The sequence below is a fragment of the Luteimonas sp. Soil_N_1 genome, from assembly GCF_057656255.1.
Genome location: NZ_JBDGKS010000001.1, coordinates 2,698,327 through 2,724,110 on the forward strand (window position 1 = coordinate 2,698,327; position 25,784 = coordinate 2,724,110).

Sequence of the window (25,784 nt, forward strand, 5' to 3'; positions counted from 1 at the left end):
TCTGCCGCGCTCGCGGCGGCGGGCGGCGATCCGTTGATCAGGCGATGCCGATCCCCGGAATCGCCGTGATCGCATCGGGATCGAAGCCGCCCAGCGCGGCGAAATGGCGCCCGCGCGCGGTGTAGTCGCGGTAGGCGCCGAAGCTCGGCGCGCCGGGCGACAGCAACAGCACGCCCTCGCCGTCCAATGCCGCGCGTGCCTGCGCGATGGCCGATTCAAGATCGCCGGCTGCCAAGAGGTCGAACCCGGCGCCGCGCGCGAGCGGTGCCAGCAGATCGAAGATGCGCGGGCCGTTCTGGCCCATGGTCACGATCGCGTGCGGCGCGCCCGAGCGCATCGCGTCGGCGAACGCCTGCCAGTCGAGGCCACGGTCGTGGCCGCCGACCAGCAAGGCGACGCGCCGGTCGCGGTAGACATCGAGCGCTGCAAGACTCGCGTGCGGCGTCGTGCTGATCGAATCGTTGACCCACAACACGCCACCGCGCGTGCCCAGCGGCTGCAAACGGTGCGGCAGCGGCACGAAATCCGCGGCGGCCGCGGCCAGCGGCGCGGCATCGATGCCCAGCGCTTCGATCGCGGTCAGCACGGCGCAGAGATTGCCGCGGTTGTGCCGGCCCGGCAGTGGCAGGCCCACGGTGTCCATCACCGCGATGTCGCGGCGATACAGGACATCGCCGCGCAGATGCCAGCCCTCGGGCGTGCCGAACCAGTGGATTTCGCTGTCCGGCAACACCAGCGCAGCGAGCCGCGGATCATTGGCATTGAGCACGGCAATGCGCGGCCGCGCGCGGGTCAGCAACGCGAGCTTGTCCTCGACGTACTGCGCCTCGCTGCCGTGCCAGTCGAGATGCTCGGGAAAGATGTTCGTGACGACCGCGATATCAGGCCGCACGCCGCCGGTGGCGACATCGCCGGTCTGGTAGCTCGACAGTTCGATCGCCCAGGCATCGGCGTCGGCATCGAGCAGTTCCAGCAGCGGCAGGCCGATGTTGCCGGCCAGCGCGGTGCGCAGACCGTGCGCGCGCAGCAGATGCGCGAGCAGCGCGGTGGTCGTGCTCTTGCCCTTGGTGCCGGTGACGCAGACCGTGCCGGCCGCGACCTCGCCCGGCGCAGCGCGCGTGGCGAACCACAGCGCGGTGCCGCCGACGAATTGCGTGCCCTGCGCGGAAGCGGCCATTGCATCGCGCGAGTACGGGCTGATGCCCGGTGACTTCACGATTATCGCGCACGCCGACAGCCGCGCGGCGTCGATGCCGGTGTCGCAGGTCAACAGCGGATCGCCGAGCGTCGCCGCATCGGCGGCTTCGTCGGCGTTGCAGAGCAGCGTCAGCGGCAGTGTCGGCGCGCGACCGCGGATCGCGCGCCAGGCCGCGCGGCCTTCGCGGCCCCAGCCCCACAGCGCGATGCGGCCGCCGTTGGCGGCGATCGCCTCAAGCTGCGAGATGCGCACGCAGGCGGTCCCACAGCACGTCGGGAATGCGGTGTGCGTCGCCTTCGACCGCCAGCAGGCCGGCGACATCCAGCTCGCCCGCGTCGAGCTGCGGCGCGATCTCGCGGGCGAAGCGCGCGACGATCGCGTCCTCGCGCCACTCCGGGCGCTTCGCCAGCGCCGCCATTGCTGCGCGCGATTCGCGGCCTTCGCCGACACATTCGAAAGGCTTGTGGTCCTGGTACTCGAGCAGGGCGTCGTAGCCCGGCACCTGAGACGCATCGTCGAGCAGGTTGCGGCCGAAGATCGACACCAGACGCGGTTTGGGCATGAACGGCGCGAGTGCCAGGAACACGAAATGGCACTTCGGGCAGATACCGCACCAGCGGTTCACCGGCCGCTCGCCGAGCAGATGGAAGTTGCGGTTGCAGCTGGAGAAATGCGCGTCGTAGCGATCGGTCTTCGCGAACTGGCGCGCGACAGCGAGTTCCGACAGCGGGCGCAGCAACGAGTAGTAATGCAGGTCCGCGGCCACGCGCGCCTGCACGTGATCGCCGAACGCGCGCTCGAACGCCCAGCCCTTCGACCACTGGTGGTTCACTTCGCGCGTTTCGCCACCCGACGCGTCCTTGATCAGGCTGCCGTAGCTGGCCGAACGTTCGTTGGAGAACACCACCTGGTCAACGCCGTGCAGCACCGCGGCCAGCACGAGGATCGCCGAGTTGATCGCGGTGACCGGGATGTGCCCGTTCCACGCGCCCTGGCGGTTGTACTCGAACAGTTCCGGCGCGATCTGGCGACCGATGTTGAGCGTGGGCAGGCCGGTACGCTCGGCGCAGACGCGGATCAGCTGCGAGCCGCCGATCCAGCTGACGGTCTGTTCGATGCCCAGCGCGCGCAGCGCCTCGATCGACACCAGCGAATCCTTGCCCCCCCCGATCGCGACCAGCGCATGCGTGCGCAGGCCAAGTGCAGGTGCTCCGGCGGTCGCAGTTGCGTCGTGCGGAAAGCGGATCTTCCCGTGCAGGTCCAGGCCGTTGCGATACGCGAACTCGCCGAGCCCGTGCACGTACACCTCCTCGAGCAGCACCGCGGTTTCCGCATCGATCGCGTAGCCCTCGATGCGGATGTCCGTCGGCACCGCGGCCTTGTAGTAACTGACACCGGCGATCAGGTGCAGCAGGCGCAGTGCCTGCGTCGCGGCCTGCGCACGCGCCGCGTCCAGCGCGAACGGGGCGCCCGGCACGGTCACGGTTTCGATCAGCTCGGGGCCGTCGTCGAAGGCGTAGCGCAGGCGCGCGACACCGGTCGCGGCGTCGAGGTCGCAATCGATGAAGCGGAAACTGCGGACCGCATTGCGGTCGAAGACAACACTCATTCCAGAACATCCTGCTGCGGCAGCTGCCGCAGGTTGTAGGTATTGGCCATGACGAAGCCGTAGGCACCGGCGTCGGCGATCAGCACCGTGTCGCCTTCGCGGGTCGCGGCGGGCAGGCGGCGGCGGGTGCCGAACACATCGCTGGATTCGCAGATCGGGCCGACGATCTCGACCGTGGCTTCGACCGCGTCATCGAGCCGCGTCAGGTTGTGGATGCCGTGCCAGGCGTCGTACAGCGCGGGCCGCATCAGGCTGTGCATGCCGGCATCGACACCGACGCGGCGCGTGCCCAGCTTGTCCACGACCTGGGTCACGGTCGTCAGCAGCACGCCGGCCTCGGCGACGAGGTAGCGGCCCGGTTCGATCGCCAGGCGATAGTGCGGGTACTCGGCCTTGATGGCCGCCAGGCCTGCAGCCCAGGCCGGGATGTCGAACGGCACGTCATCGGGGCGATACGGAATCGGCAGACCGCCGCCGATGTCGATCGTGTCGACGGTGCCGACCGCATCGGCGAAGCCGGCCAGCTCGGCATAGACCTCGCGCCAGTGCGCGACGGTCTCGATGCCGCTCCCCAGATGCGCGTGGATGCCGGTGATGCGCGCGTCGACTTCTTTGGCTGCGATCAGGAACGCATCGAACGCGCCCAATGGCAGGCCGAACTTCGACGCTGCGCCGCCGGTGACGACCTTGGCGTGGTGGCCGTCGCCGCGTCCCAGATCGAGACGCAACCACAGGTCGCGGCCGCGGAAGACCTCGGGCCAGTTGCGCAACGCTTCGACGTTGTCGACCGTCACCGTGACGCCGCGTGCGTAGGCGTCCGCGTACTCGGCGCGCGGCGCGAAACTCGGCGTGAACAGCACACGCGCCGGATCGAGATCCGGCAGCACCTCGAACACGTGTTCGAGTTCACCCTGCGACACGCACTCCAGCCCGAAGCCGGCATCGACCAGCGTGCGCAGGATCGCCGGATGCGGATTGGCCTTGATCGCGAAGAAGCGACGGTCGATCACATCGGCGCTCGACAGCGCGGCAGCGCGTTCGCGCACGGTCGGCAGGTGATAGACGTAATGCGGCCGGCCGGGTTCGGCCAGCGCCAGCAGCGAGTCGCGCGCGCTCTGCCACCACTGCGGCGCGCGTTCGCGGCGACCATGCGCGATCTCGCGCCAGCTGGGGCCGAACACGGTCTCGTCGTGCACCGGCATCGCGCCGCTGTCGATCAGCTCGGCATGCAGCACCGGCAGCAGACCGTCGGCGTCGGCCTCGTCGATGACGAAGGTCAGGTTGAGATCGTTCGACGACTGCGAGATCAGGTGCACGCGTTCCTTGCCGAACCTGGCCCAGACATCCGACAGCTTGTGCAGCAGCGAGCGCATGCCGCGACCCACGAGCGTGATCGCCGCGCAGGGCGCGATGACCTTGACCCGGCACACCTCGGCCAGATCGTCGCTCAGCCGCGCCAGCACATCGGTGCTGACGAGGTTCTCGCTGGGATCCAGCGACACGGTGACGTTGGTCTCCGACGAGCCGATCAGGTCGACCGACAGGCCGTGGCGCTTGAAGCGTTCGAACACGTCGGCGAGGAAGCCGACCTGCTGCCACATGCCGATGCCTTCCATCGACACCAGCACGATGCCGTTGCGGCGGCTGATCGCCTTGACCCCCGGCACCGGCTCGGCGCTCGCATCGATCGCGGTGCCCGGCAGATCGGGGCGTTCGGTATCGAGGATCGCCATCGGCACGCCGCCATCGCGGCAGGGCTTGATCGAACGCGGATGCAGCACCTTGGCGCCGGTGGTCGCGATTTCCTGCGCTTCGGCGTAATCCAGCCGCGCGAGCAGGCGCGCGTCGGGCACGTCACGCGGATTGGCGCTGAACATGCCCGGCACGTCGGTCCAGATTTCGACGCGGCGTGCGCCGAGCAGCGCACCGAAGTACGCCGCCGAGGTGTCCGAGCCACCCCGGCCGAGGATCGCGGTACCGCCGTCGCCATGACGGGCGATGAAACCCTGGGTCAGCAGCATCCGCGGCGCCTGCGCGGCGAACCGCGCCCGCCAGTCGCCATCGGGTTCGCGCTTGCAGTTCACCGACAGCCGCAGCGCCCAGTCGCTCTGGTTCGGCAGCGCCACCGCGTCCAGCCAGTCGCGCGCATCGCACCAGCCGAAATCTAGACCCTGCGCCGCGAGGTAGGCCGCGCCGATCGTCGACGACAGCAGCTCGCCCTGCCCCAGCACCTCGGCCTGCCAGTCGAGCGTGCGCGTCGTGGCGCGTGCATCGGTGACCAGCGCCTGCAAGGCGGCGAGACGCGTTCCGAGCACCGCATCGACATTGAGCTCCAGTTCGGTGACGAATGCGCGGTGCCGCTCGACCAGCGCAGCGACGCGCGCAGAAGAATCCGCCGCGCCATCGGCGATCGCCGTGAGTTCGTTGGTGACGCCCGACAGCGCCGACACCACCACCAGCACGCGCGCGTCCTGCTCCAGCGCCCGGCGTTTCGCCAGTCGGCCGATGGTGTCCCAGCGGTGGCGACGCGACACCGAAGTGCCGCCGAACTTGAGCACGATCCAGCGATCGACAGGGGGTGAGGACATCGAGGTGGGGTCTCGGATGGGGGCGAAAAACAGCGCGAAGACCGGCATGCGGTGACAACGCGCGCGATGACAGGCGATTCTAAAGCAACCCCCCGCCCCACGAGAGACCCCGATGGATCGCCGTTACCTGCAGTTGGATGTGTTCGCCGACCGGCCCGGCGCGGGCAATCCGCTCGGCGTGGTGGTCGATGCCGACGGGCTCGATACCGCGGCGATGCAGGCCATCGCGAACTGGACGAATCTGTCGGAAACCATCTTCCTGCTGCCGCCCGACGCCGACGCGGACTATCGCGTGCGCATCTTCACTCCGCGCCAGGAACTGCCCTTCGCCGGCCATCCCAGCGTCGGCGCGGCCTGGGCGGCGCTGGATCAGGGCTTGGCAACGCCACGCGCCGGTGCGCTGGTGCAGCAGTGCGCGGCCGGTCTGTTGCCGGTGCGCATCGACGTGCGCGACGGCCACACGCTGCCCAGCGTGCGCGCCCCACGCGCCGTGCATCGCGCCTCCCCTGCCGGCATCGAGTCCCAGCTCGACGCCGTGCTGCAGGCGCTCGGGGCGATCGATGCGCCGCATGCGCTGCTCGACAACGGCCCGCGCTGGTGGTGCGTGGATCTCAGTACGTCCGCCGCCGTGCGCGCGCTCGCGCCGCCGCTGGCGGAGATCTCCGCGCTGTGTCTGGCCAGCGACGCCGTGGGTGTCGCGGTCTGCGGGCGCAGCGAGGCGGCCGACCACGCGCTCGTGGTACGTGCGTTCTGCCCTGCCGACGGCGTGCCGGAAGATCCGGTGACCGGAAGCGCGAATGCCGCGATCGCCGCGTGGCTGCACATGGACCGGGCCGAGGACGGCCGCGTGGTCCGCTACGTCGCCAGCCAGGGCCGCGAACTGGGGCGCGATGGACGTGTCGAGGTCGAAATCGACCCGGCCGGCGAAGTCTGGATCGGCGGCCCGGTGCAGGCGGTGATCCGCGGAACATTCGACTGGTGAGCGGACCGCTACACTGTCGCGCCGCGTGACGCCCCCGCCATGACTTCCCGCCGTTTCGTCCAGGTGGACGTATTCGCCGACCGGCCCGGTGCCGGCAATCCGCTCGCCGTGGTGCTCGATGCCGAAGGCCTCGACGACACCACGATGCAGGCCATCGCCCGCTGGACGCGCCTGCCCGAGACCACGTTCGTGTTCCCGGCCACATCCGACGATGCCAGTTACGGCATCCGCATGTTCTCGCCGCGCCGCGAAGTGCCGTTCGCCGGTCATCCGAGCGTCGGCACCGCGCACGTGGTGCTCGAAGCCGGGCTCGCCACGCCACGCGATGGTCTGCTGGTGCAGGACGGCATCGCCGGCAAGCTGCCGCTGGAAGTCGTCGGCGACGGCGCCACGCGCACGATCGCCGTGCGCACGCCGCGCGCCTCGGTCATCGAGACCGCATCGGCGGATGATCCGCGTCTGCGCGACGTGCTCGCCGCGATGCCGCTCGGCGCACTGCCGCCGGTGCTGATGGATGGCGGTCGCCGCTGGTGGCTGGCCGAGCTCGCGAGCGAGGCCGACCTGCGCGCGGCGACGCCGGACTGGACTTCGATCGGCGCACTCGCCGAGGCCACCGGCAGCATGGGTCTGTGCGCATTCGCGCGCTCCAGTGACCCGGTGCATCACCTCGCGGTGCGCGCTTTCGTCGGTTCGACCGGCCATTTCGAAGACGCCGCTTCGGGCGCCGCGAACGCGACGCTGGCCGCGTGGCTGGCCGATCGCGACGCCCTGCCCGGCAGCGATGGCCGCTACCGCATCAGCCAGGGCCGCGAAGTCGGCCACGACGCGATCATCGAACTGCACGTCGACGGCAACGGCGATGTCTGGTCCGGCGGTCGCGTGCAGACCGTCGTGCGCGGGACGATCGACTGGCGCTGAGCATCACGCGTTGCTGTGCAACGTCACGCCGGCAGTACACCGCAGACACGAAAACGCCGCGCCGGTTGCCCGACGCGGCGTTTTGCGTTCATCACTCAGCTTTCGAGTTCGGCGTCCAGCGACAGCGGCACTGCCGACAGTGCCTTCGACACCGGGCAGTTCTGCTTGGCGTCATCGGCGAGTTCGCGGAACTTCGCCGCGTCGATGCCCGGCACCTTCGCGCGGGTCTTCAGGCGGATCGAACTGATCTGCGGACCACCGTCCATCGACAGGTCGACGTCGGCGCGCGTGTCCAGCGATTCCGGCGGAAAGCCCGCTTCGGTGAGCTTGGCCGACAGCGCCATCGTGAAACAGCCTGCGTGCGCGGCGGCGATCAGCTCCTCGGGATTGGTGCCTTTCTCGTCGCCGAAACGGGTGCCGAACGCGTAGCGCGTATCCGACAGCAGGCCGCTCTGCGGCGTCGACAGCGTGCCCTTGCCGGACTTCAGATCACCGGTCCAGTGGGCGGTGGCGTGACGGGCGATACCCATATGCGTGCTCCTCGAGAGTTGGACCGTGCATGTTGGACCTCCGTCCGTTACGCGCGCGTCCCTGTGATGCGACGCAGCACCCGCGCGTCGACGGCGGATGCACGATGATCCGGCCATGACACTCTCACCATCCCTCGCCGCCGTCCTCGCCGACGCCGTACTCGCAGTCCATGTCGGCATCGCGGTATTCGTCGTCGGCATGACACTCGCGCTGCTGATCGGCGGCCCGCTCGGCTGGCGCTGGGTGCGCCGAAAGTGGCTGCGCTGGCTGCACGTCGCGCTGGTCGTGGTGATCGCAGTGCAGGCCTGGCTCGGGCGTCTGTGCCCGCTGACGATCTGGGAACAGTGGTTGCGCACGCGCGCCGGACAGCAGACCTACGACGAATCCTTCGTCGCCTATTGGTTGTCGAAAGTGCTGTTTTTCGAGGCGCCCTGGTGGACATTCGTCGCCGCCTACAGCGTGCTCGTACTGGTGGTCGCCGGCGCCTGGATCCTGTGGCCGCCGCGTCGTCACGCTTCACGCCAGGACCGCTAAACGCAAAAGCCCTGTTTTTTTGCGGTTTCCTATTGGCGCACGTGCCACGATGCCCTACATTCCGCTTGCCGGCTCGCTCGGCCCGGACAACTCAATCATTATTCGACGAGGGAACCACACGCTCATGGCAACGAAGAAGGCCCCCACCAAGAAAGCCCCGGCCAAGAAGGCTGCTGCGCCGAAGAAGGCCGCCGCCGCAAAGCCGGCAGCACCGAAGCCGATCAAGGAAGCCCTGAGCAAGTCGGGCCTGGTCGCACACATCGCCGAATCCACCGGCGTCGTGGCGAAGGACGTGCGTGCAGTGTTCGCAGCGCTCGAAGGCGCCGTGCACGGCTCGATCAGCAAGAAGGGCGCGGGTTCGTTCACCCTCCCCGGCCTGCTGAAGATCACGTCGGTCAGCGTGCCGGCCAAGCCGAAGCGCAAGGGCATCAACCCCTTCACCAAGGAAGAGCAGTGGTTCGCCGCCAAGCCCGCCTCGGTCAAGGTCAAGGTGCGCCCGCTCAAGAAGCTCAAGGACGCCGCCGCCTGATTCCAGGCGCCACGTGTCTTTCGATCGGGACGGCCTTGGCCGTCCCGATTTCGTTTGGGGGTTCCCTCGACGGCTTGGCCGTCCCGATTTCGTTTCAAGGTTTCCTCAACGGTTGGGCCGTCCCGATTTCGCTTGGGGACGTGCGCGATGCGACGTCTTCGCCCGTCTGCTTCGAACGCGATCACCCGGTTCTGAACGATTTGGACGGCGACGCGAACCGTGCACATCCGGTGAACGTTTGCCGCCGCATGCTCGGCGCCGCTTTCTCCCTACCGATGGATATCGAACGATGAGCTTCCAGGGCTTCCTCAATCATCTGCTCACCTCGCAGGCCGGCGGCAAGCCCGGCAGCAGCCTGCTCAATGCGGATTTCGGCAAGGGCGCGGCCACTGGCGGCGCGCTGGGCCTGCTGCTCGGCAAGAACAAGAAGACCCGCAAGGTTGCGACCTACGGCGGTCTCGCCGCGATCGGGGTCATGGCCTACAAGGCCTATGGCGATTACCAGAAGCAGCAGGCCGGTACGGCCACCGTTGCGCCGCAGACCGTCGATCGTCTGCCCGCGCCGCAGGTCGACATCCACAGCCAGGCAATCCTCAAGGCGCTGGTCGCTGCCGCGAAAGCCGACGGCCATATCGATGCGCGCGAGCGCGAGGTCATCGAAGGCGAATTCAAGCGCATCGATGAAGGCGCCGATGTGCAGCGCTGGCTGCAAGCGGAGCTGGAAAAGCCGCTGGATCCAGCCGAAGTCGCCAGCGCCGCGACCACGCCCGAAATCGCGTCGGAAATGTATTTGGCGAGCGTGCTCGTCGCCGACGAGACCAGCTTCATGGAGCGCAGCTATCTCGACGAACTCGCGCGCCAGCTCAAGCTCGCGCCCGAGCTCAAGACCCGCCTGGAACAGGAAGTGAAAGCGAACAGCGAAGCCCGCTGATCCCGCAGCGCGTGACCCGGACGGCCTGCCTTGCGCAGGCCGTTCTGCATCCGGCAGATGCCGGCACTGACCCGGGCTTCGCACGCGGCCTGCGACGCTGTGGTCATGCACGATTCCGATCCGATCCCCGATCCCGCACCCTCGAAGCCCCCCGCGCCGACCCGAAAACCGCGTCGCGACTACACGCCGCAACTGCGTGCCACGTTGCGTTTCGTCTTCGTGGCCGCGCTGTTGTCAGCCGGCGGCTACTGGGCCTGGCACCAGCCCTTCATGGCGAAACCGCGTGCGATCGCCACACTGTCCGCTGCGCCTGCGCCGGAGAGTCTTGCGATGCCCGTTGACGGCGTCAGCGCCGCCCGCGTGGCCGACACCTTTGGCGCCCCGCGCGGCCGGGACCGCCAGCATGAAGGCGTCGACATCTTTGCGCCGCGGGGCACGACTGTCCGCAGCAGCACCGAAGGCCTGGTCGTCGGCATCCGCGAAAGCGGCCTGGGCGGCAAGCAGGTCTGGGTAATGGGTCCGGGGCGACAGCGGCACTACTACGCGCATCTGGACGGCTTTGCCGAACTGCTCGAAACCGGGGACCTGGTCCGGCCCGGCGATGCGCTCGGCATCGTGGGCGACACGGGCAACGCCCGCGGCACGCCACCGCACCTGCACTACGGCGTCTACGGCCCTGCCGGCGCGTTCGATCCGCTGCCGTTGCTGCGCGCCCACTCGGAGGCTCGCCCGGGCGACCAGGACGACGCTGCCGGCGCGTCCGACTGAGTGCGCGGCATGAGCGTGCCGCGTCCGGCACTGGCCGTACCGCGCCGTGCAGGTGCGCGCGTCCGCGGCATCGCTCTGTCACTGCAGCGGCGCTACCCTGTGGAGATGCAACCCACATGGACATCGGCCATGGACAAACGCTTCTGGATCTGCGGCTTCACCATTTCAGCCACCGCGCTGGCACTGGGCTTCTTCGTGCACGGCCTGCTGCTGCGCGACGACTATCTCGCTCTCGCCCATCTGTTCCGTCCGCAGGCGGACGCGAATGCGCAGGTCGGCTGGATCCTGCTGGCGTATGTGTCGCTGGGGCTGGCGATGACCTGGCTCTATCGCTGGCTGCCGCCGCCGCATCGCAGCAAGCGCTGGCACGGTGCGCGTTTCGGTCTGGCGATCGCACTGGTGTCGTTCGTCCCCTGGCATCTGCTCGCGCATGCAGGCCAGCCGTTTCCGCTGGCGCTGTCGCTGAAGCAGATCGTCTTCGATGTCATCGCGATGCTGCTGCTCGGCCTGCTGCTCGCGTGGCTGCAGCCGCACCGCCGGCCGCTGGCGCCCGCGCCCCAGTAGGGCACCGCTAATCCCGCATTCACGGCACCTGCGTAGGGTGCCTTCATCGTCGATCCGGAGCGCACCATGCGCCGTCCCCTGCAGTTGTCTGCCGCAGCCTTGCTGCTGCTCGTCGTCACCGCCTGCACCTCGCTCGGCGTGGTCTCGGCTTGGCTCAACGACCAGGTCGCGTTCACCACCCCGCAGCTGCAGCGACAGCTCGATACGCGCTTCCCGCGCACGTTCGACAAGCTCGGTGGACTGGTGTCGATCACCCTCGACGAACCGCGACTGACGATTCCGGCAGGCGATCGACGCCTGCGTCTGGACTTCGATGTCGGTGTCGGCGGTATTGCCGCCGACAGCCGCCCGGGCCATCTCGCGCTGGTCAGTGGCCTGCGCTACGACCCGGCCACCCGCGGGCTGCATCTGGAGAATCCGGAACTGCTGCAACTGGACCTGCCCGGAACCAATGCCCTGCTCAAGGGCGGCGCACGCAGCGTCGTGAACAGCCTGCTGGCCGACTACGCGCGCAGCGAGCCGGTGTACCGCCTCGACGATGACCTGCTGTCGAAGCTCCCGTCTGGCAAGCACGTCGGCAACGTCGAGGTGACCGATGGCCGTGTGGTGGTGCACCTTGCGCGTTGAGCGCAGCCCACGGAGCCGGCGCACTGCCCTGGTCTGCGTGCTCGGGCTTGTCTGGATGCTCGGCGCCTGTGGCCGCGACACGGCCGACGCCGAGGGTGGCGTCGCGGGCCAGGCGGACACCGGTCCCTTGCCGCAACCGCAGCAACCTGCAGGCAGCATCACCGGACTGACCGGCCAGCCGGGCCCCGGCAATGTGCCGCTCGGCGGTGCGCAGCCCCAGCCCGAGCCTGTCGAGGGGACGCCCGCGTTGCTGCCGCTCGAGGACAATCCCGAAACCGGACTTGCCGATGTGCCGGCAGACCCCGCGCAGGTCCGTCCCGAGCCTTCGCCGGAAGAAGCGCTTGCGGTGATCCGGACCTACTACGCCGCCATCAACGCGGTGGACTACCGCCGCGCCTACGCCCTGTGGTCGGACGGCGGACGCGCCAGCGGACAGACGCCCGAACAGTTCGCTGCAGGCTTTGGCGAGACATCGGTGGTGATGGTCGACATCGGTGCGCCCGGCGCGGTGGAGGCAGCGGCTGGCACGCGCTTCATCCGGATCCCGGTATCGCTGCGCGCGCAGCAGAGTGACGGCAGCAGCCGCCGCTTCGAAGGCACCTATGTGTTGCGGCGCGCGGTCGTCGACGGGGCCAGCGACGCGCAGCGCACCTGGCGGATCGCATCGGCCGATCTGCGCGAAGTCTCCGCGCCCTGAGAATGCTGTCAGCAAGCGCGCCGCGCCGGCGCGTTCCGGACCCGAGTTACCGCTTCGGCTGCAGCATCGTTCCGGTGCAGTCCTTCGACCCGCACCGGCACCCCCACAGCTTCTTCAGCGCCGGCGTATGCCGTTCGGCGAGCGTGATCCCGTAGTTGTAGGTCAGCTCCTCACCGGCCGCGATGTTGCGGATCGCCTCGATGTACACCCTGTCCTTGTGGCGCCGGTCCTTCGCATCCTCCTGGACCACCGCTTCGCAGTTCGGCGCGCAGCTGTGGTTGATCCAGCGGGCGACATTGCCTTCGACATTCGCATCGATCACATAGTCGTCGTTGAGGGTGAACAGGAAGGTGTGGCCGTCCTCGTCGATCTCGCCGTACGCCTCGTCCACATCCGCATGGCTGCGCAGAAAACCCTTGTAACGGATGATCCGCTCGCCCTTGGCGATGGCCTCGGTCGCGAACACACCGTTGCCGTGGATGCTCGACAGACGCGCCTCGATCTTCTTCGGCGTCTTGGGCTTCTTCGGCGTCTTGGGCATTGCGGATTCCACGGCAGAGTGAGCCCGCATTGTGTCCAACAACCTGTCGAGCCGCCAGCACACCTGCGTCCGGAGGCGGCGTTCCGATGAACGTCAGGCGCCTGTCACATTGAGCTGGCGGGGGCAAAAGCGTACAATTTTGGTCCGCTTTCATACGACGCCCCCCGGTCGCCCCCACCCCGATGCTCCGTGTCACCAAGCTCACCGATTACGCCACCGTTGTGCTGACCGTGCTTGCTGCACGGCCGGAGACGGTCATGAGTGCGGTCGATCTTGCGGACCAGGCGGGACTCGAGTCGCCGACGGTCAGCAAGCTGCTCAAGCCGCTGGCACAGGCAGGCCTGGTCGAGGGTTTCCGCGGGGCCAACGGCGGGTACCGGCTGGCACGTCCGGCCGCGGCGATCAGCCTGGTGGAGATCATCGAAGCCATGGAAGGTCCCCTGGCGATGACCGAATGCAGCCTGCATGACGGCCAGTGCGGCATTTCCGCCAAATGCGGTGTCCGCACCAACTGGTTGCGCATCAACGACGTCGTCGCCAACGCGCTGCGCAGCGTGACGCTGGCGCAGATGCTCGGCGATGCACGCGCCGTCCCCCTTTCCACCGAAGCCGACGCGAAGCGCATCGACGCCCGCCTCGCTTCCGCATAGACAGTAGGCAGCCCCCATGGCCACCGACATCGCAGAACCGATTGCGAACGCAGAAATCCACGAGCAGCTGGGACGTCGCTACGACGCCGGCTTCATCACCGATATCGAGTCCGACAGCTTTCCGCCGGGCCTCGACGAGGACGTCGTCCGCGCGTTGTCGGCGAAGAAGGAAGAGCCGCAGTGGATGACCGACTGGCGCCTCGCCGCCTATCGCCACTGGCTGACCATGCCGGTGCCGCACTGGGCGAAGCTGTCGATCGCACCGATCGATTTCCAGTCGGTCAGCTACTACTCGGCGCCCAAGGCCAAGTACGCCTCGCTCGACGACGTGCCCAAGGAACTGCTCGACACCTACGACAAGCTCGGCGTGCCGCTGCATGAGCGCGCGCGTCTGGCCGGCGTCGCGGTGGACGCGGTGTTCGATTCGGTCTCGGTCGGCACGACATTCAAGAAGGAACTCGCCGAGAAGGGCGTGATCTTCTGCTCGATGTCCGAAGCGATCCAGGACCATCCCGAGCTGGTGAAGCAGTACCTCGGCAGCGTGGTGCCGGTCGGCGACAACTACTTCGCCGCGCTGAACTCGGCCGTGTTCTCCGATGGCAGCTTCGTGTTCATTCCCAAGGGCGTGCGTTGCCCGATGGAACTGAGCACCTATTTCCGCATCAACGCCGGCCATACCGGCCAGTTCGAGCGCACGCTGATCATCTGCGAGGACAAGGCCTACGTGTCCTACCTCGAAGGCTGCACCGCGCCGATGCGCGACGAGAACCAGCTGCATGCAGCGGTCGTCGAGCTGGTCGCGCTGGAAGACGCCGAGATCAAGTATTCGACGGTGCAGAACTGGTACCCGGGCGACGAGAACGGCAAGGGCGGCATCTACAACTTCGTGACCAAGCGTGCGGAATGCCGCGGCGATCGCAGCCGCGTGGTCTGGGCGCAGGTCGAAACCGGTTCGGCGATCACCTGGAAGTACCCGTCCTGTGTGCTGCTCGGCGACGATTCGTCCGGCGAGTTCCACTCGGTCGCGCTGACGCACCACCGCCAGCAGGCCGACACCGGCACCAAGATGATCCACGTCGGCAAGCGCACCAAGTCGAAGATCGTCAGCAAGGGCATCAGCGCCGGTCGCGGGCAGAACACCTATCGCGGCCTGGTCAAGATCGGCGCGGGCGCCGAGGGTGCGCGCAACTACACCCAGTGCGATTCGCTGCTGATCGGCAAGCAGTGCGGCGCGCACACCTTCCCGTACATCGAGGTCAAGCACCCCGGTGCGACCGTCGAGCACGAAGCCACCACCTCCAAGATCAGCGACGACCAGCTGTTCTACTGCCGCACGCGCGGCATCAGCGAAGAAGACGCGGTCAGCCTGATCGTCGACGGCTTCTGCAAGCAGGTGTTCCGCGAACTGCCGATGGAGTTCGCCGTCGAGGCCAAGAAGCTGCTCGACGTGTCGCTGGAAGGTTCGGTCGGCTGACACCGCGGCCGGCCCACGGGGCCGGCGACGCACCCGTTCTTCGACGCAGCGTCATCGCGCCGGTTCTCTTTCTTTTTTTCGAATACCGACACCATGCTCAATATCGACAACCTGCACGCCTCCATCAACGAGCGCGAAATCCTCAAGGGCCTTTCGCTGCACGTGAAGCCGGGCGAAGTTCACGCGATCATGGGGCCCAACGGCGCCGGCAAGTCGACGCTGGGCAACCTGCTCGCCGGTCGCGACGGTTACGAGGTCACCGACGGCACCGTCGCGTTCCAGGGCCAGGATCTGCTGGCGCTCGAACCCGAAGAGCGCGCCGCGGCTGGCGTGTTCCTCGCGTTCCAGTATCCGGTCGAGATTCCGGGCGTGAACAACACCTACTTCCTGCGCAGCGCACTCAACGCGCAGCGCAAGGCGCGCGGTGAGGAAGAACTCGATTCGATGCAGTTCCTCAAGCTGGTGCGCGAGAGGCTGGCCGTGCTGCACCTCGACGACCGCCTGCTGCATCGCGGCGTCAACGAAGGCTTCTCGGGCGGTGAGAAGAAGCGCAACGAGATCTTCCAGCTGGCCGTACTCGAGCCGAAGCTGGCGATCCTCGACGAGACCGACTCGGGCCTCGACATCGACGCGCTGAAGAACGTCGCCGACGGCGTCAACGCGCTGCGGTCGCCCGACCGCGCCTTCATCGTGATCACGCACTACCAGCGCCTGCTCGACTACATCAAGCCCGACGTCGTGCACGTGCTGGCTGACGGCCGCATCGTGCAGACCGGTGGTCCGGAACTCGCGCTGCAGCTCGAAGAGAAGGGCTACGCCTGGATCAAGGACCGCGTCGCGCCGGAGACCGCTGCCTGATGAGTGCCCTGCTCGACTCTCTCGCTGCCGGATTCGATGGCGACGCCACCCGTCGCGCGGCCCTCGACGCGACGCTCGCGACCGGCCTGCCCGGCCCACGCAGCGAAGCCTGGAAGTACACATCGCTGCGCGCGCTGGAACGTCGCAGCTTCGTCGCGCCGCAGGACGATGCCGCTGTCGATGCGGATCTGCTGGCCGCGATTCCCGCGCCGCGTCTGGTCTTCGTCAACGGCCGCCTGTCCGCAGCCCTGTCCGATACGGGCGCCGCCGTCGCCGGCCTGTCGATCGGCACGCTCGCCGATGCCGGCACGCTGCCTGACATCGACAATCGCGACGACGCCGTGTTCGCCCGCCTCAACGGCGCACTCGCCCATGACGGCGCTTCGGTCTCCGTCGAGGCCGGCGCCCGCATCGAAACGCCCGTGCATCTGGTGTTCGTCGGCGCGCCTGCCGAAGGCGATCTCGCCTGGCATCTGCGCCACCACGTCGTGCTCGGCGAGGGTGCGGCGCTGACGCTGGTCGAGCATCATCTCGACACCGGCGCGCACCGCCATCTCGACAACACCATCATCTCGCTGCGCATCGCCGACCGCGCCGAACTGCACCACGTGCGTCTGCAGCACCGCGGCATCGGCGCGACCAGCTTCCTGCGCACCGACGCCGAGCTGCAGGCCGCCTCGGTCTACACCCGCGTCGATGTCGAGGCCGGCGGCGCGCTGTCGCGCCACGAACTGGACGTGCGCCTGCTCGGAGACGATGCGCGCCTGACCGCGAACGGCGTTCTGCTGGCCGGTGGTCGTGCGCATGTCGACACGCGCCTGGGCATCCGCCACATCGCGAAAAACACAGCCTGCGAACTCAAGTGGCGCGGCATCGGTGACCAGCGCGGCCGCGTCGTGTTCCATGGCGGCATCACCATCGATGCCGGCGCCGATGGCACCGACGCGCGCCTGTCGAACAAGAACCTGCTGCTGTCGCCCACCGCCGAGATCGACACCCAGCCGGTGCTGGTGATCCACGCCGATGAGGTGCAGGCCGCGCATGGCGCGACGGTCGGCCAGCTCGACCCGGGCGCGCTGTTCTATCTGCGTTCGCGCGGTTTGCCTGCATCGGATGCCCAGCGTCTGCTGACCGCCGCGTTCGTGCGCGAGCCGCTGTCGACGATCACCGATCCCGCCCTGCGTGCGCACGCCGAAGCCGGTCTGGATCGCGTGCTGTCCGGACTCGCTCTCGTATGAGCACCACGCTGCCGCCGCTGACGCCGCCGTTCGACGCGCCCAGTGCGCCGGTCGCGCATGACGGCAGCGTCGACTGGGCCGCGGTGCGCGCGGATTTTCCGCTGCTGCTGCGCGAAGTTCACGGCAAGCCGCTGATCTACTTCGACAACGCGAATACCGGCCAGAAGCCGGCGTCGGTGATCGACGCGGTAGACGGCTTCTACCGGCGGCAGAACGCCAACGTCAGCCGCGCGGTGCACCAGCTCGGCACCGAGGCGACCGACGCCTACGAGGGCACGCGCACCAAGCTCGCGCGGTTCCTAAACGTGCGCAGCGACGAACTGGTGTTGTGCAGCGGCACGACGTTCGCGATCAATCTGGTGGCCTGGTCGTGGGCGCTGCCGCGGCTGAAGGCCGGCGACACGATCCTCGTCTCGCGCATGGAGCACCACGCCAACATCGTGCCGTGGCAGCTCGTCGCCGAGCGCACCGGTGCGACGGTCCGCGTGGCCGAGATTCTCGAAAACGGCACGCTCGATCTCGACGCACTGCGCCGCGCGATGACGTCCGACGTCAAGCTGCTCGCGCTGACCCACGTCTCCAACGTGCTCGGCACGGTGAACCCCGTCCGCGAGATCTGCCGCGAGGCGCGCAAGCGCGGCATCGTCACCGTCATCGACGGCTCGCAGGCGGTGCCGCACCGCCGCGTCGACGTCGCCGCGCTCGGCTGCGACTTCTATGCGTTCACCGGCCACAAGATGTGCGGGCCGACCGGCACCGGCGCGCTGTGGGCGCGCCGCGAACATCTGCAGGCCATGCCGCCGTTCCTCGGCGGTGGCGAGATGATCAAGGAAGTCAGCTTCGAGAAGACGGTCTACAACGACCCGCCGCACCGCTTCGAAGCCGGCACACCGAACATCGCCGGCTTCGTCGGTCTCGGCGCCGCGGTCGACTATCTCGACCGGCTCGGCATGGATCACGTCGAACGCCGCGAGACCGAATTGCTCGCGCATCTGACCGAATCGCTGCAGGAGATCGACGGCCTGCGCATCTTCGGCACCGCGCCGGACAAGGCCGCGGTCGTGGCGTTCCTGATCGAAGGCGCGCACGCGCACGATCTCGCCACGTTGCTGGATCTCGAAGGCGTCGCGATCCGCTCCGGCCAGCACTGCGCGCACCCGCTGCTGCAGTTCTACGGCGTCGCCGCCACGTGCCGCGCATCGCCCGCGTTCTACAACACGCACGAAGAGGTCGACGCCTTTGTCGCCGCCCTGCGCAAGGTGCGCACTCTTCTCGTTTGAGTTTGCGCCTGCATCACCGTGCAACCACGCGCGCAAGCGCGCAGCCATCGCGGGATAATGGCAGCGTCACGACTTCAGCCGCCGCCATGTCCGCTCCCGTGTTCCGCACCGCCACGCCCGTCGACGTGCCTGCCCTCGTCACCCTGGTGACGTCCGCCTATCGCGGCGAATCCAGCCGCAGCGGCTGGACCACCGAGGCCGACCTGCTCGATGGCGCGCGCATCGATCCCGACGTGCTGGCGCACGACATCGTCCGCGCCGACAGCCGCGTCGTCATGATCGATGGCGACAACGGACGCCCGCTCGCCTGCGCGCATGTTGCGATCGAGGACGGCGTCGGCTACTTCGGCATGTTCGCGGTCGATCCCACGCTGCAGGGCCGCGGCACCGGCGACGCGCTGTTGCGCGAGTGCGAACGCATCGCCCGCGACGAATGGCGCCTGCCCGCCCTGCGCATGACCGTCATCGACGTGCGCGATGCGCTGATCGCGTTCTACGTGCGCCGCGGCTATCGCCGCACCGGCGTACACAAGCCGTTCCCCTACGGCGACACCCGCTTCGGAAGCCCGCGCCGCGACGATCTGCGCTTCGAAGTGCTGGAGAAGACCTTCGGAGTCACCCCATGAGCGAAACCTGGACCTTCGTCTGCGCCACCGGCGAGCTGCTGCCTGGCGAGATGCGCACCACCTTCGACGAGATCACCAGCGTGCCGATCATCGTCTTCAATCTCGACGGCGATCTGTACGCGCTCGAAGACCAGTGCAGCCACGAGGATTTCGGCCTGTCGAGCGGTGGCGAGTTCGATGCGGCCCTGGGCACGATCGAATGCGTGCTGCATGGCGCGAAGTTCGATGTGCGCGATGGTCGCGCCCTGTGCGCGCCTGCGTACGAGCCGGTGGCGAAGTTTCCGACCAGGGTCGAACATGGCGGCGTGTGGACCCGCGACGACCGCGATTGAGGCGTCTCCCGGGCACCGCGATCGCAAACGGAATCGTTTTCCTTTGATGTCGAGAATCATTCTCGGTTAATATTCCGTCGCCAGGCATTCAGCCTGCCGGGGGAATCCACGTGCCGCAGGGCATCCGACCATCGATGCAACAGCCTGGCCTGCACATGCGTGCAGCCGACGCGCTGTGCGTCTGTGCGACGGCGCTGCTGTTCCTGATCGTCTGGGCGGCCACCCTCGGCCCAACGGCCATGGCGACCACGTTCTCCGACGGACTGCTGCCGACGACGCCGATGTTCGACCACGGCGGCGAAGTGCCCGCGTCTCCCGACACCGTGACGATTGCGGCCAGCACACGCACCGCACAGCGGGCTGTCCCAGCTGGAGACGCGCCGCAAGCCGCCAGCGCGCTGCCTGCGCCGGCCTGTTCCTCAGGTCGGCCGCGTCGCCACGCGCGTCGCCGGACCGGCACAACGCCGCGCCCGCAGGGTCCGCCCCGCAGCCAGCATCGCGGCCGCGCACCTCCCCGCTGAAAGCCGATCCGCCGGCCACGCCGGCGTGCCGTTCGAACCCGCTCCACAGGAGTGCGGCGTCGTGCGGCCTGTCGCATGTCCATGCGCCTTTTCATCCCGGCCAGCCGACGCCACGCCGCGTTCCGACACCGTCCAACGAGACCCCCATGACCCGTTCTCCGATCCGTCGCCCGCTCGCCCTCGCCCTGCTGGGCCTGCTGTCCGCGCCCGCCTTCGCCGATTCCGCGCCGGCCAATGCTGCCACCGACTTCGACACCATCGTCGTCACCGCCGCCGGCTTCGAGCAGAAGCTCACCGATGCGCCGGCGAGCATCAGCGTCATCACCCAGGAAGACCTGACCAAGCGTCCGTACATGACGCTGCTGGACGCGGTGCGCGACATCGAAGGCATCGACGTCGGCGAGACGCGCGACAAGACCGGTCAGGGCTCGATCTCGATGCGCGGCATGGGCTCGGATTACACGCTGATCCTCGTCGACGGCAAGCGCCAGAACAATCACGGCGACATCTACCCGAACAACTTCGGCGGCAACCAGTTCAACCACATCCCGCCGCTGGATGCGATCGAACGCATCGAGGTCATCCGCGGCCCGGTGTCGACGCTCTACGGCGCCGATGCTATGGGCGGCGTCATCAACATCATCACCAAGAAGGTGCTCGATGCGTGGCACGGCTCGGCAACGGTGAGCCGTTCGTTCGAGGACAGCGAGTTCGGCGACGACACCACGGTCGATGCCTTCGTCACCGGCCCGCTGGTTCCCGGCGTGCTGAACCTCAGCGCGCGCGCCAGCTGGTACGACCGCGACGCGTCCAACCCCGTCTATGCACCGATCGTCGATCCGGATGGCGTCGAGCGCACGCGCGGCCTCGGCTTCGGCGGCGGCGGCAAGACCGTCGACAACACCAACAAGTCCGGCGGCATCACACTGGCCTGGATGCCGACCGAGAACCAGAGCCTGACGCTGGACTACGACACCTCGCGCCAGGAGTACGACAACGCGATCAAGATCAACGACCAGGGCGTCGAGGAATACCCGGTCGGCACGGTCGACAACATCAACAGCATCTTCACCGCCGGCAACTTCTGTCTGGGCGCCGCAGGCGCGAATGCGAACGCCTGCCGCACCAATGGCGGCACCTGGGCACGCCGCGCCAATCCACGCGTCGGTTACGGCCCGGTGCAGGAATTCACCCGCGATGCGTGGTCGCTGACCCACGAAGGCCGCTGGGGCTTCGGCAACAGCTTCGTCTCGCTGTCGCACGTGGCGACCAACAATGACGGCCGCACGATGCCGTTCACCGTCGACGAGCGCGCCGAGCTGCTGCGGATGATCGACGGCACCGGGCCCTACGCGGGGCTGTCGCTGGCCGAGCGCCGCGACCTCGCCGAATCGACCTTCCTGCCGCGCCCCAAGCGCACGCTCGAAAGCGCCCAGTACACGCTCGACGCCAAGCTCGACATCCCATTCCAGCTGGCCGGCGAACACACAGCCGTGCTCGGCGCACAGGTGATCCGTGGCGAGCTGACCGACGGCATCTTCGGCATCGAGAGCGGCACGCCGGGCCTGAAGCAGGAACACAACATGTACTCGCTGTTCGCCGAGGACACCTGGTACATCACCGAGCCCTTCGCGCTGACCGCCGGTCTGCGCTGGGACGACCACCAGGTCTTCGGCAACCACCTGAGCCCGCGTCTGTACGGCGTCTACACCGTGAGCCCGCAGTGGACGGTCAAGGGCGGCGTCAGCACGGGCTTCAAGACGCCCAAGACCACCCAGCTCTATGACGGCGTGACCGGCTTCGGCGCGCAGGGCACTTCGCCGATGTTCGGCAACCCGGACCTGCAGCCCGAGACCAGCACCAGCACCGAGCTGGCGGTCTACTGGCAGAGCCCGGACGGCCACAACTTCAACCTGACCCTCTTCCACAACGAGTTCGAGGACAAGATCGCATCCCAGCCCTGCGGTCCCGGCACGACGCTCACCTGTACGGCCGCGGGCGAATACGCCGACATCGGTTACGCATCCAGCAGCAAGACGGTCAACATCGACAAGGTGGTGATCCAGGGCGCCGAAGTTGCCGGTCGCTGGCAGATCAGCGAGGCGTTCGGCTTCCGCGCGAACTACACCTTCACCGACAGCGAGCAGAAGAGCGGCAGCGCTGCGGGCCTCCCGCTCGGCAACAGCGCGCGCCACATGGCCAATGCCACGCTCGACTGGCAGGCAAGCGAACGCTTCAACCTGTTCATGACCGCGGAAGCGCGTTCCAAGCGCTACCGCGACCTGCACGTGATCACGCGCGAACCGCTGTACTACAAGGATTACGAAGTGCTGCACCTCGGCGCCTCGTTCAAGCTCAACGAGTCGGTCACGTTCAACGGGCGCATCAACAATTTGCTCGATCGCGACTTCACGACCTACGACACCGAGTTCCGCGACCTCGACGGCAGCCCGGGTTTCGACGGCACCAACGAGATCCTGTACTTCGACCACTACAACAACAAGGACAAGGCACGCGGCCTCTGGCTGAGCGTCAACGTCCGCTTCTGAGTGTGCCCGGCCACGGCGCCCCGCACCCGGGCGCCGGCGTCAGGACTGGATATGAAACGCCCGCTCCGTCGATCCGGAGCGGGCGTTCCTGTTCTGACGAGGGTGTCTCGCGCCGCTCAGCCTACGACTGCGATGGGCTGGAACCGGGTCAGCAGCACTTCCCCACCGCCGTCCAGTCCGTACCGGCATCGGCCGTCCGGCGCCCGCAACAGCAATGTGTCGCCACGTTCGAGCAGGCGCTCCGTTGCGGGGAGTCGCACATGACCGGCCAGCACATGGACAAGCCAGCATTCGCCGGGGTCCACGAACACGACCATCGTGCCGACGATGGGCCGGTGCCAGCTCGACGCGTCCACCCGATCCGGACGCCACATCAGGTTGAGCGCCTGCACGCCGACGCCGGCAGGTAGGCCTTCGAGGCCCCTGTCGCCTGAGAAACGGAGCCGCGTGTGTGGCGGTTGCAGATCCGACACCTGGCCGTCATCGAAGCGCAGCGTCAGCCCGTCACCCGCCAACAGCATCAGTTCCCGCTCGACACCTTCGAACCGGGAAAACACGGCCGGCTGTTCGATCTCCGCGATCGACAGCCGCCAGACCCACGCGTCTCCATCGGCATCGGGCTCGGCATGGATTTCCCGCGTCCAGCCCAGATCGTTGCGCCAGCGGATGCGCCGCGCGTCATGCGCATCGATGCGCTGGAGCGATGCAGGTTGTCCGGAAGAGTGGGCAGTCATGCCGACCAGTCTAGAGCGCTGGACCCGACAACTTCATTGGGCCGGGCCGATCCGGCTGGGGCGCTCGAGCGCGCAGACCGACAGGCCGATCGACGGACCTGGCTTGCGGACTCCGGATGCCAGAGCGCAAGCGGGAGCAGAGGTCTGTTACGAGGCATCACATATCGCCGCCGGGCGTCCCGACCCGCGCACGGCGGGCCTCCACGCGCGCTCCGGAAAACGATCGCCCAAAAAAGGGTCGCCCGCTTCGCATCCAATGCGAGGCGGGCGACGGTTACATCCCTGTAGCGGCATCCTGCCGGTCCCGTGGAGCGTCCTGCTCCTCGCCTGACGCCGGCACTCCCTGTGCCAACGTCAGCGATGGGTCAAAGTCAGCGCAGTTGCGCTGCCCCCTTGTTCCCGGCTGCGGCGGGCGGGCTCGATGCCCGCGTCACGCCTGTCTGCGTCCCGGCAGCACCCACCTCGATGCGATCGACGTTGTGCTCCACGGTACGCAGGCCGATGCCACTCACCTGCGCCAACTGCTCAGCGCTGCGAAACGGCCCGTTCTCATCCCTGTAGGCAACGATCGCCTCCGCCTTGGCCTGCCCTACGTTGTGCAGCACACGTGCCAGCGTGGCTGCATCGGCGGTGTTGATGTTGACCTTCTCCACGCCCTCGTTGGCGAACGCGGTGCCTGCCAGCAGCAGTGAAAGGCACAGCGACGCAAGTACGACTCGGATCGACTTCATGTCCTGACTCCTTGGTGTTGGGTGGAATCCATTCCCGACTGGCGATTCGTTCGTCCTTGCCGGTAGTGCCAGTCTTCCCAACGCCACATGCGCAGGATATCCGCCCCCCTGCTGCACAGGAGCCGGTCGAAATCCCGACCGCTTGTAGGAAAAATCCTACTGCGCCGCCGCGGTAGAATCGGGTTTCCTCCTTCGTGGTACACCTGCATGGATTCCCGGCAGACAGACCGGTTCATCGGCGCCAAATGGGACGACGAGATCGTTCCCCAGCTCATCGAGTACATCCGGATCCCCAACAAGTCGCCGATGTTCGACGCCGACTGGGTCGCCAACGGCCACATGGAACGCGCAGTGACGCTCATGTCGGACTGGGCGCAGGCGCAGGCGATCCCCGGCATGGTGCTGGACGTCGTGCGCCTCGAAGGTCGCACGCCCCTGATCTTCATCGAGATCCCGGCCGCGAACGGCGGCAGCGACGATGACTGCGTGCTGCTCTACGGACATCTCGACAAGCAGCCGGAAATGACCGGCTGGGACGACGATCTCGGCCCCTGGAAGCCGGTACTGCGTGACGGCAAGCTCTACGGCCGCGGTGGCGCGGATGACGGCTACGCGATCTACGGCTCGCTGACCGCGATCCTGGCGCTGCACGAGCAGGGCCTGCCGCACGCCCGCTGCGTGGTCCTGATCGAAGCCTGCGAGGAATCGGGCAGCTACGACCTGCCTGCCTACGTCGACCACCTCGCCGACCGCATCGGCAAGCCCTCGCTGGTGGTGTGTCTGGACTCCGGCTGCGGCAACTACGACCAGCTGTGGTGCACGACATCGCTGCGCGGCCTTGCAGGCGGCAATCTGACGGTGAAGGTGCTCGACGAAGGCGTGCATTCGGGTGATGCGTCCGGTGTGGTGCCGTCGAGCTTCCGCCTGCTGCGCCAGCTGCTGTCGCGCATCGAGGACGAGACCAGTGGCCGCATCCTGATCGATGGCCTGCATGCCGAGATTCCGTCGGAGCGCCTCGAGCAGGCACGGCGCGCTGCAGAAGTGCTCGACACGGCGATCTACGACAAGTTCCCGTTGACCGGCGATCTGCGCCCGATGTTTCCCAAGGACGCCGATGGCACGGAATCGGAGGATCTCTCCGAACTGGTCCTCAACCGCACCTGGCGCCCCGCGCTGTCGGTAACCGGTGTCGACGGCATTCCCTCGCTGCAGTCGGCCGGCAACGTGCTTCGCCCGCACACGGCAGTGAAGCTGTCGCTGCGCTTGCCGCCCACCATCGATGGCAAGCGTGCCGGCGAGCTGTTGCAGCAGGCGCTGCTGGCCGATCCGCCGAACGGCGCGACCGTGACCCTGGTGCTGGAGAAGGCCGCGACCGGCTGGAACGCACCGGCGATGTCGCCGTGGCTCACGAAGGCGATCGATGACGCCAGCCAGGCGTTCTTCGACAAGCCGGCGATGTACATGGGCGAAGGCGGCTCGATTCCCTTCATGGGCATGCTCGGCGAGAAATTCCCCGGCGCGCAGTTCATGATCACCGGCGTGCTCGGCCCGCATTCCAACGCGCATGGTCCCAACGAGTTCCTGCACATCGAGATGGGCAAGCGCGTGACCAGCTGCGTGGCGCGCGTGATCACAGAACATCACCATGCCGGCACCCGGGGTGAGACCACTGGCGCCGCGGTTGTCGCCGACAGCGGCACGCGTCACGGCGACCACGGCTGCTGCTGATGTCTGCAACAGAGCCGGCGCACGCCGGCCCTGCTTCACCAGCGTG

General features: G+C 67.8%; 27 protein-coding genes. 20 read left to right on the plus strand and 7 right to left on the minus strand.

Annotation, left to right across the window (positions count from 1 at the left end; genetic code table 11):
- Positions 1-37: 37 nt before the first annotated feature.
- The 3 genes from murD to AC3A4E_RS12565 are packed head-to-tail and all read right to left on the minus strand — an operon-like array spanning position 38 to position 5,395.
- A complete protein-coding gene (murD, locus tag AC3A4E_RS12555) occupies positions 38-1,450 on the minus strand; it encodes a UDP-N-acetylmuramoyl-L-alanine--D-glutamate ligase (RefSeq protein WP_487631769.1) in 1,413 nt (470 codons plus the stop codon).
- Positions 1,431-2,807 carry a UDP-N-acetyl-alpha-D-muramoyl-L-alanyl-L-glutamate epimerase gene (gene murL, locus AC3A4E_RS12560; RefSeq protein WP_487631770.1) on the minus strand — a complete coding sequence of 459 codons (1,377 nt, stop codon included), beginning with the start codon at positions 2,805-2,807 and terminating at the stop codon, positions 1,431-1,433. The genes murD and murL overlap by 20 nt, the downstream gene beginning before the upstream one ends.
- The gene (locus tag AC3A4E_RS12565) at positions 2,804-5,395 is read right to left on the minus strand and encodes a bifunctional aspartate kinase/diaminopimelate decarboxylase (RefSeq protein ID WP_487631771.1); all 2,592 of its coding nucleotides are present in this window, start codon (positions 5,393-5,395) and stop codon (positions 2,804-2,806) included. The genes murL and AC3A4E_RS12565 overlap by 4 nt, the downstream gene beginning before the upstream one ends.
- 112 nt (positions 5,396-5,507) lie before the next feature.
- Here AC3A4E_RS12565 and AC3A4E_RS12570 point away from each other — a divergent pair, with 112 nt between their 5' ends.
- Entirely contained in the window at positions 5,508-6,377 is an 870-nt protein-coding gene (locus AC3A4E_RS12570) for a PhzF family phenazine biosynthesis protein (RefSeq protein ID WP_487631772.1), read from the plus strand.
- Positions 6,378-6,416: 39 nt separating this feature from the next.
- Entirely contained in the window at positions 6,417-7,295 is an 879-nt protein-coding gene (locus AC3A4E_RS12575) for a PhzF family phenazine biosynthesis protein (RefSeq protein ID WP_487631773.1), read from the plus strand.
- A gap of 95 nt (positions 7,296-7,390) precedes the next feature.
- Here AC3A4E_RS12575 and AC3A4E_RS12580 read toward each other — a convergent pair whose 3' ends face one another.
- Entirely contained in the window at positions 7,391-7,825 is a 435-nt protein-coding gene (locus tag AC3A4E_RS12580; protein WP_232134715.1) for an OsmC family protein, read from the minus strand.
- 115 nt (positions 7,826-7,940) lie between these two features.
- Between AC3A4E_RS12580 and AC3A4E_RS12585 the strand changes: the two genes are divergently transcribed.
- The 8 genes from AC3A4E_RS12585 to AC3A4E_RS12620 all read left to right on the plus strand — a co-directional run bounded on the left by AC3A4E_RS12585 (position 7,941) and on the right by AC3A4E_RS12620 (position 12,476).
- Positions 7,941-8,360 carry a DUF2784 domain-containing protein gene (locus AC3A4E_RS12585; RefSeq protein WP_487631774.1) on the plus strand — a complete coding sequence of 140 codons (420 nt, stop codon included), beginning with the start codon at positions 7,941-7,943 and terminating at the stop codon, positions 8,358-8,360.
- 124 nt (positions 8,361-8,484) lie between these two features.
- Positions 8,485-8,889 carry an HU family DNA-binding protein gene (locus tag AC3A4E_RS12590; protein WP_159678313.1) on the plus strand — a complete coding sequence of 135 codons (405 nt, stop codon included), beginning with the start codon at positions 8,485-8,487 and terminating at the stop codon, positions 8,887-8,889.
- Between the two features lie 35 nt (positions 8,890-8,924).
- Entirely contained in the window at positions 8,925-9,182 is a 258-nt protein-coding gene (locus AC3A4E_RS12595) for a hypothetical protein (protein ID WP_487631775.1), read from the plus strand.
- Positions 9,179-9,820 carry a tellurite resistance TerB family protein gene (locus tag AC3A4E_RS12600; RefSeq protein ID WP_487631776.1) on the plus strand — a complete coding sequence of 214 codons (642 nt, stop codon included), beginning with the start codon at positions 9,179-9,181 and terminating at the stop codon, positions 9,818-9,820. Before AC3A4E_RS12595 ends, AC3A4E_RS12600 begins: the two co-directional genes overlap by 4 nt.
- Before the next feature lie 105 nt (positions 9,821-9,925).
- Positions 9,926-10,588: a M23 family metallopeptidase gene (locus AC3A4E_RS12605; RefSeq protein WP_487631777.1), complete on the plus strand. Its 663-nt coding sequence runs from the start codon at positions 9,926-9,928 to the stop codon at positions 10,586-10,588.
- A gap of 129 nt (positions 10,589-10,717) precedes the next feature.
- Positions 10,718-11,152: a hypothetical protein gene (locus AC3A4E_RS12610; RefSeq protein WP_487631778.1), complete on the plus strand. Its 435-nt coding sequence runs from the start codon at positions 10,718-10,720 to the stop codon at positions 11,150-11,152.
- A 66-nt stretch (positions 11,153-11,218) separates the two neighbouring features.
- A complete protein-coding gene (locus AC3A4E_RS12615; RefSeq protein ID WP_487631779.1) occupies positions 11,219-11,779 on the plus strand; it encodes a DUF1439 domain-containing protein in 561 nt (186 codons plus the stop codon).
- Entirely contained in the window at positions 11,748-12,476 is a 729-nt protein-coding gene (locus tag AC3A4E_RS12620) for a hypothetical protein (protein WP_487631780.1), read from the plus strand. The genes AC3A4E_RS12615 and AC3A4E_RS12620 overlap by 32 nt, the downstream gene beginning before the upstream one ends.
- A 46-nt stretch (positions 12,477-12,522) precedes the next feature.
- On the opposite strand, the gene AC3A4E_RS12625 is transcribed toward AC3A4E_RS12620, so the two are convergent.
- Positions 12,523-13,017, minus strand: a complete 495-nt coding sequence (locus AC3A4E_RS12625; RefSeq protein ID WP_487631781.1) for an SET domain-containing protein — start codon at positions 13,015-13,017, stop codon at positions 12,523-12,525.
- A gap of 182 nt (positions 13,018-13,199) precedes the next feature.
- Here AC3A4E_RS12625 and AC3A4E_RS12630 point away from each other — a divergent pair, with 182 nt between their 5' ends.
- The 9 genes from AC3A4E_RS12630 (at position 13,200) to AC3A4E_RS12670 (ending at position 22,545) form a co-directional block, all read left to right on the plus strand.
- Positions 13,200-13,667, plus strand: a complete 468-nt coding sequence (locus AC3A4E_RS12630) for an SUF system Fe-S cluster assembly regulator (protein WP_487631782.1) — start codon at positions 13,200-13,202, stop codon at positions 13,665-13,667.
- Positions 13,668-13,683: 16 nt separating this feature from the next.
- On the plus strand, positions 13,684-15,141 hold the full coding sequence (sufB, locus tag AC3A4E_RS12635; protein WP_487631783.1) for a Fe-S cluster assembly protein SufB: 1,458 nt from the start codon (positions 13,684-13,686) through the stop codon (positions 15,139-15,141).
- Between the two features lie 93 nt (positions 15,142-15,234).
- On the plus strand, positions 15,235-15,999 hold the full coding sequence (sufC, locus tag AC3A4E_RS12640) for a Fe-S cluster assembly ATPase SufC (RefSeq protein WP_487631784.1): 765 nt from the start codon (positions 15,235-15,237) through the stop codon (positions 15,997-15,999).
- A complete protein-coding gene (gene sufD, locus AC3A4E_RS12645) occupies positions 15,999-17,237 on the plus strand; it encodes a Fe-S cluster assembly protein SufD (protein WP_487631785.1) in 1,239 nt (412 codons plus the stop codon). The genes sufC and sufD overlap by 1 nt, the downstream gene beginning before the upstream one ends.
- A complete protein-coding gene (locus AC3A4E_RS12650) occupies positions 17,234-18,517 on the plus strand; it encodes a cysteine desulfurase (protein ID WP_487631786.1) in 1,284 nt (427 codons plus the stop codon). The genes sufD and AC3A4E_RS12650 overlap by 4 nt, the downstream gene beginning before the upstream one ends.
- A gap of 86 nt (positions 18,518-18,603) precedes the next feature.
- Complete coding sequence (locus AC3A4E_RS12655; protein WP_487631787.1) at positions 18,604-19,143, plus strand: GNAT family N-acetyltransferase; 540 nt, start codon at positions 18,604-18,606, stop codon at positions 19,141-19,143.
- The gene (locus AC3A4E_RS12660) at positions 19,140-19,475 is read left to right on the plus strand and encodes a non-heme iron oxygenase ferredoxin subunit (RefSeq protein WP_487631788.1); all 336 of its coding nucleotides are present in this window, start codon (positions 19,140-19,142) and stop codon (positions 19,473-19,475) included. The genes AC3A4E_RS12655 and AC3A4E_RS12660 overlap by 4 nt, the downstream gene beginning before the upstream one ends.
- A gap of 155 nt (positions 19,476-19,630) precedes the next feature.
- Complete coding sequence (locus AC3A4E_RS12665; protein WP_487631789.1) at positions 19,631-19,996, plus strand: hypothetical protein; 366 nt, start codon at positions 19,631-19,633, stop codon at positions 19,994-19,996.
- A 146-nt stretch (positions 19,997-20,142) separates the two neighbouring features.
- Positions 20,143-22,545 carry a TonB-dependent receptor domain-containing protein gene (locus AC3A4E_RS12670; protein ID WP_487631790.1) on the plus strand — a complete coding sequence of 801 codons (2,403 nt, stop codon included), beginning with the start codon at positions 20,143-20,145 and terminating at the stop codon, positions 22,543-22,545.
- 116 nt (positions 22,546-22,661) lie between these two features.
- On the opposite strand, the gene AC3A4E_RS12675 is transcribed toward AC3A4E_RS12670, so the two are convergent.
- Positions 22,662-23,279: a HutD/Ves family protein gene (locus AC3A4E_RS12675; protein ID WP_487631791.1), complete on the minus strand. Its 618-nt coding sequence runs from the start codon at positions 23,277-23,279 to the stop codon at positions 22,662-22,664.
- 371 nt (positions 23,280-23,650) lie between these two features.
- Positions 23,651-24,010 carry a ComEA family DNA-binding protein gene (locus AC3A4E_RS12680; protein ID WP_487631792.1) on the minus strand — a complete coding sequence of 120 codons (360 nt, stop codon included), beginning with the start codon at positions 24,008-24,010 and terminating at the stop codon, positions 23,651-23,653.
- Positions 24,011-24,217: 207 nt separating this feature from the next.
- Between AC3A4E_RS12680 and AC3A4E_RS12685 the strand changes: the two genes are divergently transcribed.
- The gene (locus tag AC3A4E_RS12685) at positions 24,218-25,738 is read left to right on the plus strand and encodes a M20 family metallopeptidase (protein WP_487631793.1); all 1,521 of its coding nucleotides are present in this window, start codon (positions 24,218-24,220) and stop codon (positions 25,736-25,738) included.
- The last annotated feature ends 46 nt before the right edge of the window (positions 25,739-25,784 follow it).